This is a genomic window from Mesorhizobium alhagi CCNWXJ12-2 (assembly GCF_000236565.1).
GTDB lineage: Bacteria > Pseudomonadota > Alphaproteobacteria > Rhizobiales > Rhizobiaceae > Allomesorhizobium > Allomesorhizobium alhagi.
Genome location: NZ_AHAM01000038.1, coordinates 59,905 through 70,891, shown reverse-complemented (window position 1 = coordinate 70,891; position 10,987 = coordinate 59,905). Strand labels below are relative to the sequence as shown.

At 63.9% G+C, this 10,987-nt stretch carries 11 protein-coding genes; 9 read left to right on the top strand and 2 right to left on the bottom strand.

Features of this window, described 5'->3' with window-relative positions:
* A partial coding sequence (locus tag MAXJ12_RS05920; RefSeq protein ID WP_008834882.1) for a hypothetical protein occupies positions 1–202 on the bottom strand: 202 nt, incomplete at its 3' end.
* Between the two features lie 143 nt (positions 203–345).
* On the opposite strand from MAXJ12_RS05920, the gene MAXJ12_RS05915 reads away from it, so the two are divergent.
* The 6 genes from MAXJ12_RS05915 (at position 346) to MAXJ12_RS05895 (ending at position 6,084) form a co-directional block, all read left to right on the top strand.
* Positions 346–552, top strand: coding sequence for a TetR/AcrR family transcriptional regulator (locus MAXJ12_RS05915; protein ID WP_008834881.1), 207 nt, complete (start codon positions 346–348; stop codon positions 550–552).
* Positions 553–650: 98 nt separating this feature from the next.
* Positions 651–983, top strand: coding sequence for a hypothetical protein (locus tag MAXJ12_RS36560; protein ID WP_139043801.1), 333 nt, complete (start codon positions 651–653; stop codon positions 981–983).
* Between the two features lie 78 nt (positions 984–1,061).
* Positions 1,062–2,933, top strand: coding sequence for a potassium/proton antiporter (locus MAXJ12_RS05910; RefSeq protein ID WP_008834879.1), 1,872 nt, complete (start codon positions 1,062–1,064; stop codon positions 2,931–2,933).
* Between the two features lie 63 nt (positions 2,934–2,996).
* Positions 2,997–4,193: a phosphoglycerate kinase gene (locus MAXJ12_RS05905; RefSeq protein WP_008834878.1), complete on the top strand. Its 1,197-nt coding sequence runs from the start codon at positions 2,997–2,999 to the stop codon at positions 4,191–4,193.
* 217 nt (positions 4,194–4,410) lie between these two features.
* A complete protein-coding gene (locus MAXJ12_RS05900) occupies positions 4,411–5,301 on the top strand; it encodes a fructose bisphosphate aldolase (protein ID WP_008834877.1) in 891 nt (296 codons plus the stop codon).
* Between the two features lie 39 nt (positions 5,302–5,340).
* Positions 5,341–6,084 carry an SGNH/GDSL hydrolase family protein gene (locus MAXJ12_RS05895; protein WP_008834876.1) on the top strand — a complete coding sequence of 248 codons (744 nt, stop codon included), beginning with the start codon at positions 5,341–5,343 and terminating at the stop codon, positions 6,082–6,084.
* On the opposite strand, the gene MAXJ12_RS38170 is transcribed toward MAXJ12_RS05895, so the two are convergent.
* Positions 6,064–6,228: a hypothetical protein gene (locus MAXJ12_RS38170; RefSeq protein WP_008834875.1), complete on the bottom strand. Its 165-nt coding sequence runs from the start codon at positions 6,226–6,228 to the stop codon at positions 6,064–6,066. The genes MAXJ12_RS05895 and MAXJ12_RS38170 overlap by 21 nt on opposite strands.
* 126 nt (positions 6,229–6,354) lie before the next feature.
* On the opposite strand from MAXJ12_RS38170, the gene MAXJ12_RS05890 reads away from it, so the two are divergent.
* The 3 genes from MAXJ12_RS05890 (at position 6,355) to MAXJ12_RS05880 (ending at position 10,959) form a co-directional block, all read left to right on the top strand.
* Complete coding sequence (locus MAXJ12_RS05890; RefSeq protein WP_008834874.1) at positions 6,355–8,262, top strand: propionyl-CoA synthetase; 1,908 nt, start codon at positions 6,355–6,357, stop codon at positions 8,260–8,262.
* A gap of 101 nt (positions 8,263–8,363) precedes the next feature.
* A complete protein-coding gene (locus tag MAXJ12_RS05885) occupies positions 8,364–10,010 on the top strand; it encodes an alpha/beta hydrolase (protein WP_008834873.1) in 1,647 nt (548 codons plus the stop codon).
* A gap of 175 nt (positions 10,011–10,185) precedes the next feature.
* Positions 10,186–10,959, top strand: coding sequence for an amino acid ABC transporter substrate-binding protein (locus MAXJ12_RS05880; protein ID WP_008834872.1), 774 nt, complete (start codon positions 10,186–10,188; stop codon positions 10,957–10,959).
* Positions 10,960–10,987 lie beyond the last annotated feature (28 nt).

The window sequence follows — 10,987 nt, the reverse complement described above, 5'->3', positions numbered from 1 at the left end:
GGCGAGACCCGAGATACAGCGCAGCCGCAATGGCCGCCGCCACTGGCGCCGCAATATAGACGATATGTAGCCGCCAAGGCGTGGAGAATGCGTAAGCTCCGTAGGCGTGATGGACCGCCGTCAGTACCAAGAGCAGGAGCGCGGCGCCGCCTGCACGCCATTGCAGGCTGCGGCTCGATAGCTTCATCGCCAACTCTATCATGGTGGCTTCCTCCTTCGCTGGACAGCGGCGGCCTAACACGCTACCGAACATCGTGTTCGAGAATTTGCGAACAACGCGGCAGCGGAAATCCAGAACCGGACTCTCCAGCAGCGGTTGTTCGGAAAAGCGCGGAGCGCACCGGAATGGCTGTGGATCGAAGAGTCGCCCGAACCCGCACGGCGCTCTATGACGCGCTTGTCGCCCTCATCCGCCGCAAGGACTACGATCTCATCACCGTGCAGGACATATTGGAGGAGGCGAATGTCGGCAGGGCAACCTTCTACGCGCATTTCACGTCGAAGGACGACCTTCTCAAGCGCGCAGTCTCGAACGGCTTCGGGATCTGCTGACGGCCGTCCAGGGCAGGCGGTCGGACGCGCCCTTCCACTGGAATTCTGAATGGAGTCCCAGCCGCGCGCTGTTCGAACATGTCGCAGACTTTGCGGACGTGCAGTCCGCACTGGCCAGAGGGCGCGGCGGAGCGCTCCTGCGGGACGCCATCGACGAGGTGCTGGCGAGTGTCCTGCGTGCATCCATGCCGTCGGAAGGAAATGTCCGACTTCCGCGTGACCTCGTCATCCTGCACATTGTCTCTACGGTCAACACGACTTTACGGTGGTGGCTCGAACGCCGGAGGGGAATGACGGCCGCCGACGCGGACGCTCTCTTCAAGGAACTGGTCCTCGGCGGGGTTCCGGAAGAGGCTTGCGCTTCCTTCATCACCCCCGCGGCAGATCCCATGCCCGCATACGGCAAGTTCGGCGGCAACGCGCGGCAATGACACCAGCTTATTGTGCATCGCCTTGCCTTCGCCTCACTCTGCGTTAAGCAGGAGAATACGCAGAGGGGAAGGGGCTAAATGGAGCAGTCGATCTATCTCGTTACGCTGGTCGGCGCTGCCCTTGTGCTGGCCGCCGCGTTTTCGAGCCTGATCGCCTTCCGATTCGGCGCGCCGCTGCTTCTGCTCTTCCTCGGCATCGGCTTGGCTTCGGGCATCGACGGCCTCGGGATCCAGTTCGACAACGCGCAGTTCGCCTATTTCGTCGGCTCTCTGGCGCTGGCTGTCATCCTGTTCGATTCGGGCTTCGGCACTCCGCTCAACGTGCTCCGCCAGGCAGCGCTGCCGGCCCTATCGCTCGCGACAATCGGCGTGCTGTTGACGGCCGGCATATTCGGCGTCGTCGCCTTCTATATGACCGATTTCACCTGGCTGGAAAGCTTCCTGCTGGGAGCAGCCGTCGCCTCGACCGACGCTGCCGCGGTGTTTTTCCTGCTGCGCGCCGGCAATATCAATCTGCGTGAGCGCGTCCGCTCGACACTCGAAATCGAATCCGGCACCAACGACCCGATCGCCATATTCCTGACCATTACCCTGGTCGAGATTATAGCCGCGGGCGCCGATCCCAGCGCCGAACTCCTGTTCATCGACCTCGCCGTCGGCTTCATCACGCATATGGGGCTCGGGGCGGCCGCGGGACTGATCGGCGGCTTCCTGATCGTACGTCTGGTCGAACGCCTCAACCTCGATCAGGCGCTGCTGCCGATCTTTGTCTTGACGCTGTCGCTGATAGTGTTCGCCGCCGCCGGCGCCATCCACGGGTCGGGCTTTCTTGCGGTCTATCTGGCCGGGCTGGTGGCCGGAAATTCCGACATCAGGGCGGTTTCGGTGCTGAGGCGCTTTCAGGCTGGTATGTCCTGGCTGGCCCAGATCATCATGTTCCTGGTGCTCGGCCTGTTTGCTACACCGTCGCAATTTCCGGAGATTCTGGCGATTGCCTTCGTACTCGGCCTGTTCCTGATCTTCGTCGCCCGCCCGCTGGCGGTCTGGTTCTGCCTGCTGCCCTTCAACATGCCGCGCCAGGAGACGGCGTTCATTTCCTGGGTTGGCCTGCGCGGCGCAGTGTCGATCCTGCTCGCCATCACACCGATACTCGGCGGGCTGGAGAACGGCCGCGAGATCTTCAACATCGCCTTCATCGTGGTGCTGGTCTCGCTGCTGATCCAAGGCTGGACTGTCGGCCCGCTGGCCCGCCGCCTGGGGTTGATCATTCCTGCGCGGCTCGGTCCGCTGGAAAAGGTGGAGCTGGAGCTGCCCGGCTCCGCCCATCACGAACTCCTCGCCTATACGATCGTGCCGGGCAGCCCGGTGGCGCGCGGCCAGCGTATTCCCCGCTGGGCGCGGCCGTCGCTGGTGGTGCGCGAAGGCCGTTCGATAAAATTCCAGGATGCCGGCCGGCTGATCGAAGGCGATCACGTCTACATCTTCGTGCCCGACCGCTATCCGCGCCTGCTCGACCGGCTGTTCGCCAGCCGGACCGAGGTCGACCCGGAGGACACCGAATTCTTCGGAGCGTTCGCCGTGGACCCAACCCGCCCGGCTGCTGACCTCGAAGCCGCTTATGAGACAGGCCTGACGGAAGCCGAAACCGCCATGACCATCGGCCAGTTGATCCTTGCCCGGCTCGGCGGACATGCCGAATATGCCGACCGCGTCACCATCGGCCCGATCGAACTGATCGTGCGCGAGGTCGACGAGAAGAGCCGCATTGTCTCGGTGGGCGTGTCGCTTGAGCCGGCAGCGTCGCCGCCGCCGATTCCGGCGTTCCTGAGCGCCAGCGAAATCGGTGAGTGGTTGCGCGGGCTTTTCGCCCGGCTGAAGAAACGCGGCGCTACGTCGGCTCCCGCCGCCGATGCCGAGACTCCCGATTCCTACAACAGCCGCGGCCATTGAACTCATTGCATCCGCCGTTCGGCACGATAGGCTGCGGCAAATTTCAGTAAAAAGGGTGGCGCAATGGCCGGTTTCAGGACGCTCGACGACATTGGCGATATCAAGGGCAAGCGCGTACTCGTCCGCCTCGATTTGAACGTGCCCGTCGCAGACGGCAAGATCAGCGACTTCACCCGCATCGAGCGGATCATGCCCACCCTCACCGAACTATCCGACAAGGGCGCCAAGGTCATCCTGCTGGCGCATTTCGGCCGGCCGAAGGATGGCCCCGACCCGGTCTTCTCGCTCGACCCGGTAGCGAACGCCGTATCGGCGATGATCGGCCGGCCGGTCGCCTTCGCCGCCGATTGCATCGGCCCCGAGGCGTCGAAAGCGGTTTCCGCGATGAAGGACGGCGACATCCTGCTCCTGGAAAACACCCGCTTCCACAAGGGCGAGGAGAAGAACGACCCCGACTTCACCAAGGCGCTTGCCGCCAACGGCGACCTATATGTCAACGACGCCTTCTCGGCGGCGCACCGGGCGCACGCCTCGACCGAGGGCCTCGCTCATCTGCTGCCAGCCTTTGCGGGGCGCACGATGGAGGCGGAGTTGCAGGCGCTGGAGAAGGGCCTCGGCAACCCCGTCCGCCCGGTGGTCGCCATCGTCGGCGGCGCCAAGGTTTCGAGCAAGCTCGACCTACTGATGAACCTGGTGAAGAAGGTCGATGCACTGGTTATCGGCGGCGGCATGGCCAACACCTTCCTCGCGGCCCGCGGCGAAAGCGTCGGCAAATCGCTCTGCGAACACGATCTGGCTTCGACGGCGCGCCAGATCATGATCGAGGCCGCGAGCGCCGGCTGCGCCATCATCCTGCCTTCCGACGGGGTCGTCGCCCGCGAGTTCAAGGCCGGCGCGGCAAACGAGACGGTAGCGATCAGCGCTGTGCCCGATGACGCCATGATCCTCGATGTCGGCCCGAAAACCGTCGAGGCTGTGAATCAGTGGATCGACCGCGCGGCCACGCTGGTCTGGAACGGACCGCTCGGCGCGTTCGAGATCGAGCCCTTCGATGCCGCGACCGTTGCCGCAGCCAAGCACGCAGCAGAGCGCACCCGCGAGGGCAAGCTGATTTCCGTGGCCGGCGGAGGTGATACGGTCTCGGCGCTCAACCATGCCGGCTCGGCCGACGATTTCACCTATGTTTCCACCGCCGGCGGCGCGTTTCTCGAATGGATGGAAGGCAAGGATTTGCCGGGAGTGAATGTGCTCAAGGGGTAGAGCACTTTGCAGCCAGGTGGACCGCTTGGTGTCGCACAATGCGGTTAATAGTCAGACGGGTCGGAGTGCCCCGAATGCATTCAGCTTCTTCTCGGGGCGAGATGAAACACTTCCACACCGCAAGTGATATCTTTCAATCGATTCAGGTTTTTGCTGGCATTCCATCGCAAAAAATCTTCTGATAATCGCCCGGGCAGACAATCAGGAGAGTGATGAGATGAACAAGGAAATGGCCGCGCAGGCTGCAAACAAGGACGGATTTATTGCAGCGCTCGATCAGTCCGGTGGCTCTACGCCGAAAGCGCTCAAGCTCTACGGCGTTGATGAAAGCGCCTGGTCGAATGAAGCTGAGATGTTCGACCTCGTTCACCAGATGCGCACGCGGATCATAAAATCTCCCGCCTTTACCGGCGACAAGGTCATGGGCGCGATCCTGTTCGAGCAGACTATGGATCGCGATATCGACGGCACGCCGACGGCGCAATATCTCTGGGAAAAGCGCCACGTGGTGCCGTTCCTGAAGGTCGACAAGGGGCTGGCGGACGCGAAGGACGGCGTCAAGCTGATGAAGCCCATGCCGGATCTCGACGCGCTCCTGAAACGCGCCGTCGCGAAGGGAGTATTTGGCACCAAGATGCGGTCGGTGATCGATGCGGCGAACCCGAAAGGCATCGCCGCTGTCGTTGATCAGCAGTTCGAAATCGGAAAGCAGATCCTGGCGCACGGCCTCATCCCGATCATCGAGCCGGAGGTCACGATTTCGATCCCGGACAAGGCGGAAGCGGAGGACATCCTCCTCGCCGAAATCCGCAAGCACCTCGACAGCGTGCCGGCCGGCAAGCAGATCATGCTGAAGCTGACGCTGCCGACGAAAGCGAACCTCTACAAGCCCCTGATCGACGATCCTCGCGTCATGCGCGTGGTCGCGCTCTCCGGTGGCTATTCCCGCGACGACGCGAATAAAAAGCTCGCGCAGAACAAGGGCATGATCGCGAGCTTTTCGCGCGCATTGACCGAGGGGCTGTCGGCGGACCAGAGCGATCAGCAATTCAACGCCGCGCTGGCTTCGGCGATCGACAGCATTTTCGAAGCATCCCGCGCCGGCTGAAGGGTACCCTGCTTCGGCTCAAGGGGAACGACAGCGCCAATGTCGCGGCTCGCCACTCTCCTCACCTGGCTCGCCTTTCCGGTCTATGTCTGGCAGGGCCTCGGTGTGCGCCGGCGCACCGAGCGCATGTACCCGGCCAAGGGCCCCGTGCTGCATGCCATTCCGGGCGACGAGCCTGCGATCTCGCTACTGGTGCTCGGCGATTCGTCTGCCGCCTCGGTCGGCATCGGCCATTCCGAAAACGGCCTTGCCGCCCAGCTCGCGCTGATCCTGTCGCGCCGGACGGCCCGCGCCGTCCGCTGGCGCGCGGCGGGCTTCAATTCGGCGACGTCCGGGCAGGTTCGCGATCATGTGCTGCCCAATCTTTCCGCCGAGCCCTGGACGCATATCGTGCTGTCCATCGGCACCAACGACACCAAGAACTTCCATTCCGTGCCGCGCTTCAAGAAGGAGTTCGGCGGTCTTCTCTACGCGCTCCGTGCCAAATGGCCGGAGGCCCGCGTCGTGTGGTCGCCGGTGGTGGAGTTCACCCGCGTCCCGGCGTTGCCGCCGCTGCTCGGGCGCATCCTGGAAATCCGGGCTGGCGCGATCAACCGCATGGGCGAGCGCCTGTGCCTGGAGCGCGGCGCGGTGCCGGCGGCGCGCCTTCCGATCCTCGACCCTCAGCTTGGGTTTTCGACTGATGGCTTCCACGCCTCGGAAGCGGGCTACCGCGCCTGGGCCGAGCATCTGGCCGACCTCGTGCTCGGCGAAGTTGACGATTCAGCTCTGCCCGTGGCTTAGAAGGACCGTCAGCGAGATCGCCCCCAGCGCGATAACCGCCAGCTTCCAGAAATCGCGCCTGTGCCGCAGGCCCGGCAGGCCGAGCGGTTTGATGATCTGGATTATCATCATGGCGACGATGACGAGCGACAGAGCCTTGGACATGCAGCCTTTGAACAGGAACGGCGCACTCTGTCAAAGCTCCGGCTAGCCCATTAGTCAGATGGACGCATGCCGCTCCGATTGGCTAGAACTGATGCGATCCGGAACGGCGCATGGGAGGGCGGCGGAATGGCTTCGCGCTATCACGAAGTTTACGAAAGCTGGAAACGCGACCCCGAAGGCTTTTGGGCTGAAGCCGCGCGCGAGATCGACTGGTTCAAGCCGTGGGACGCGGTCTTCGATCCGAATTCCGGCCCGTACGGGCGTTGGTTCCCGGGCGCCGAGTGCAACACCTGCCACAACGCCGTCGACCGCCATGCCGACGGAGCAAGGGCCGAGCAACTCGCGCTCATTCACGACAGCGCTTATACGAGCGAGCGCAGAAAATTCACCTACGCCGAACTCAAAGCGGAAGTGGTCGCGCTGGCCGCCGTGCTCAGGGACCGCGGCGTCGAAAAAGGCGACCGCGTCATCATCTACATGCCGATGGTGCCCGAAGCGGTGTTCGCCATGCTCGCCTGCGCCCGTATCGGCGCGATCCACTCCGTCGTCTTCGGCGGCTTTGCCGCCAAGGAGTTGGCGACCCGCATCGACGACGCCAAGCCGAAGCTCATCGTCTCTGCGTCGTGCGGCATCGAGCCGGGCCGGGTCATCGATTACAAGCCGCTGCTCGACAAGGCGATCGAATTTGCGCGCCACAAGCCGGAAGGCTGCATCATCCTGCAGCGTCCGCAGCAGACCTGCGAACTGACGCCCGGCCGCGACACCGACTATGCGGAAAGCGTAGCCGCGGCCAGGGCTGCGGCGCGAAAAGTGCCCTGTGTTCCGGTCCTCGCCACCGACCCGCTCTACATTCTCTACACTTCCGGCACGACAGGCCAGCCCAAGGGCGTGGTGCGCGACAATGGCGGCCACATGGTCGCGCTGAAATGGTCGATGGAAAACGAGTTCGGCGTCAAACCGGGCGAGGTGTTCTGGGCGGCATCCGATGTCGGCTGGGTGGTCGGCCACTCCTACATTGTCTATGCGCCGCTGCTGCATGGATGCACGACGATCCTCTACGAAGGCAAGCCGGTCGGCACGCCCGACGCCGGTGCCTTCTGGCGCGTCATATCCGAGCACGGCGTGGTGGCCCTGTTCACCGCGCCGACCGCCTTTCGCGCCATCAAGGGCCAGGATCCGAAGGGCGAGTTCGTGCCGAACTACGATCTGTCGCGCTTCCGCACGCTGTTTCTCGCCGGCGAGCGCGCCGACCCCGAGACGGTCAAATGGGCAGAGCAGAAACTTTCCGTGCCGGTGATCGACCATTGGTGGCAGACCGAGACCGGCGGGCCGATCAGCCAGAATCCGGTCGGGCTCGGCCGGCTCCCAGTCAAATACGGCTCCCCCGGCGTGCCGATGCCCGGCTATGATGTGCGCATCCTGGACGACGCTGGCCATCCGGTGACCGCCGGCACGCTGGGCAATGTGGTGATAAAACTGCCGCTGCCGCCCGGCTGCCTGCCGACGCTGTGGAACGCCGACCGGCGCTTCCACGACGCCTATCTCGCGGAGTTCCCCGGCTTCTACAAGACCGCCGACGCCGGCTACATTGACGGCGACGGCTACCTCTTCATCATGGCGCGGACGGACGACATCATCAATGTCGCCGGCCACCGGCTGTCGACCGGCGCGATGGAGGAGGTGCTGGCCGAGCATCCCGACGTCGCCGAATGCGCGGTGGTGGGCATAGCCGACGCCATGAAGGGCCAGGTTCCCTGCGGCTTCGTCGTACTCAATTCCGGAGTCGCGCGCGATGCGGGGGCGGTCGAGAAGGAAGCTGTGGTGCTGGTGCGCGAGCGCATCGGCCCGGTTGCGGCGTTCAAGACGGTGGTGATCATCAAGCGGCTGCCCAAGACCCGCTCGGGCAAGATCCTGCGGGCGACCATGCAGAAGATCGCCGACGGCGAGCCCTGGACCATGCCCGCCACCATCGACGATCCGGCGATTCTCGACGAGATCGGAGAGGCGCTGAAGACGAGAGGCATCGGGGGATAGCGCCTCGCCTATGCAACTACCCGGGGCCTTTTCGTATTGCGCCGGCATATCACACGCTGCAAATTGCTCGGGATAGCTGGACAGCGGCGTGAGGCAATCCCATGGTACGGAACTGGATCGTCAGGTTCTGGCTGTCCTTCTCGACCATCGGGCTGCTGCTTGGAACGCTGTTTTTTGCCGCCTCGCTCACACCGATGCTCGTCCCGCGCAATTATCTGACGCAAGGCGTGCTCTCTGGATGCAGCCTGGCCGTCGGATACGGCATCGGCGTGTTCCTGCACTGGCTTTGGCGATATATGGAGTTGCCGGAGCCCAAAGCCCCCATCCGGCAAAACACCAAACTCGTCGCCGCACTCGCCAGCGCCGTTATCGGAATCGTCTTCCTGTGGCGGGCAACCGGATGGCAGAATTCGATCCGCGAGGTGATGGGGCTCGAGCCGGTCGACAGTGCCCGCCCGTTCGAGGTCGGCCTGATCGCGCTCGCCACTTTCGTCGTCGTGATTGCGCTGGCGCGGCTGTTCCAGCTGACGCTCATCTTCATATCCGAGAAGCTCAACAAATTCGTGCCAAGGCGCGTTTCCTACATCATCGGGAGCGCCATTGCGGTACTGCTGTTCTGGTCGATCGCCAACGGCATCCTGTTCCAATATGCGCTGCGCGCTGCCGACAGCTCGTTCGAGCAGCTCGACGCCCTCCTGGAGCCCACGACACAGCAGCCGTCGGACCCGACCAAGACCGGCAGCGCGGCATCGTTGGTTCGCTGGGACGAACTCGGCAGGCGTGGGCGCGAATTCGTCGTGACCGGACCGACCCGCGCCGAGATGAGCGCTTTCCTCGGCCGGGATGCGATGGAGCCGGTCCGCGTCTATGTTGGCCTGCAATCGGCCGAAACCCCGCAGGAGCGGGCGAAGCTAGCGCTGGAGGAGCTGAAGCGCGCCGGTGGGTTCGAGCGTTCCGTGCTTCTTGTCGTCATGCCGACCGGCACCGGCTGGATCGACCCGGCGGCCATGGGCCCGGTGGAATATCTGCACGGCGGCGACATAGCCAGCGTCGCCATCCAGTACTCCTACCTCGCAAGCTGGCTTTCGCTGCTGGTGGAACCCGGCTATGGCGGCGAGGCCGCTCGCGCCCTGTTCTCGGAGGTCTACGGCTACTGGACCACTCTTCCCAAGGACACGCGCCCTCGGCTTTATCTCTACGGCCTCAGCCTCGGCGCTCTGAGTTCGGAACTGTCGACCGAACTGTTCGAGGTGCTCGGCGATCCCTACCATGGCGCGCTTTGGAGCGGCCCGCCGTTCCAGAGCAGCGGCTGGCGCTCGATCACCAATCGCCGCAATCCGGGCACGCCGGAATGGCTGCCCCGCTTCCGCGACGGCTCCTTCGTCCGCTTCACCAGCCAGAAAAACGCCCTCGATATTCCGGGCGCAAAGTGGGGCCCGCTGCGCATCGTCTATCTGCAATACGCCAGCGACCCGATCACCTTCTTCGACTATCACTCGCTCTACCGCGAGCCCGACTGGATGAAAGCGCCGCGCGGACCCGACGTTTCGCCGGAACTGCGCTGGTATCCGGTGGTCACCTTCCTGCAGCTCGCGCTCGACATGGCGATGGGCACGACCACGCCCATGGGATACGGCCATGTCTATGCGCCCGAACACCATGTCGACGCCTGGATGGAAGTGACCGGCGTCCACGGCTGGACGCCTGCGGATGTCGAGCGGCTGAAGGCGAAGCTGGCGGCGCGGTAGCGAGCGCCATCGCAACCTGCAATTTTATTCCGCTGACCAGCCGGTCCTGAGAACGGCGTTCCACAACCGGCGGAACTCCTCGAAGCCCCGGCCTTGTTCGCAGCCGCCGCTGTCCTAGATTGCAGCGTCATCCCCAGCGGCGAAGAATCCCCCCGCAAGAATACGGAAAACGCATATGAACTGGCTCAAATCGCTCATCGTCGCAGGCGCCATCCAGGCGCTCGCTATCCTGCCCGGCAACGCCGGCGCGAATCTCGACGCCATCAAGGCCGCCGGCGTCTTCAAGATCGGCACTGAAGGCACCTACGCCCCGTTCACCTATCACGACGCGAGCGGCAAGCTGGTCGGCTTCGACGTGGAGATTGGCCAGGAGATTGCCAAGCGGCTCGGCGTGAAAGCTGAATTCCTCGAAGGCAAATGGGACGGCCTCATCGCCGGCCTCGACGCCAACCGCTACGACGCCGTCATCAACCAGGTCGGCATCACCGAGGAGCGCAAGGCGAAATACGATTTCTCCGATCCGTACATCGCCTCCAAGGCCGCGCTGATCGTTCGCGAGGACAATGCCGAGATCAAGGGCTTCGCCGACCTCTCCGGCAAGAGGGCGGCACAGTCGCTGACCAGCAACTACGGCAAGATGGCGGAACAGGCAGGCGCCGAGCTCATCGGCACTGACGGCTTCGACCAGTCGATCGCACTCGTCGTGCAAGGCCGCGCCGACGCCACCATCAATGACAGCCTTTCCTTCCTCGATTTCAAGAAGAAGCAGCCCAACGCGCCGGTGAAGATCGCCGCGACCGAGGACGAGGCGGCCTATTCCGGCGTCATCGTCCGCAAGGGCGACCCCGAACTCGTCGCCGCGATCAACGACGCCCTCAAAGAGATGAAGGCCGACGGCACGTACCGGAAGATTGCCGAGAAGTATTTCGGCCAGGACGTTTCGCAGTAAGCCGGCCGGAGGCGGCGGGCCGCGCCTT

Coding starts and splice junctions, on each gene's coding strand:
- MAXJ12_RS38170 (WP_008834875.1), bottom strand. CDS start 6,228: ATGTCCAAGGCTCTGTCGCTCGTCATCGTCGCCATGATGATAATCCAG.
- MAXJ12_RS05880 (WP_008834872.1), top strand. CDS start 10,186: ATGAACTGGCTCAAATCGCTCATCGTCGCAGGCGCCATCCAGGCGCTC.
- MAXJ12_RS05905 (WP_008834878.1), top strand. CDS start 2,997: ATGGCCGGTTTCAGGACGCTCGACGACATTGGCGATATCAAGGGCAAG.
- MAXJ12_RS05900 (WP_008834877.1), top strand. CDS start 4,411: ATGAACAAGGAAATGGCCGCGCAGGCTGCAAACAAGGACGGATTTATT.
- MAXJ12_RS05910 (WP_008834879.1), top strand. CDS start 1,062: ATGGAGCAGTCGATCTATCTCGTTACGCTGGTCGGCGCTGCCCTTGTG.
- MAXJ12_RS05895 (WP_008834876.1), top strand. CDS start 5,341: ATGTCGCGGCTCGCCACTCTCCTCACCTGGCTCGCCTTTCCGGTCTAT.
- MAXJ12_RS05915 (WP_008834881.1), top strand. CDS start 346: ATGGCTGTGGATCGAAGAGTCGCCCGAACCCGCACGGCGCTCTATGAC.
- MAXJ12_RS05890 (WP_008834874.1), top strand. CDS start 6,355: ATGGCTTCGCGCTATCACGAAGTTTACGAAAGCTGGAAACGCGACCCC.
- MAXJ12_RS05885 (WP_008834873.1), top strand. CDS start 8,364: ATGGTACGGAACTGGATCGTCAGGTTCTGGCTGTCCTTCTCGACCATC.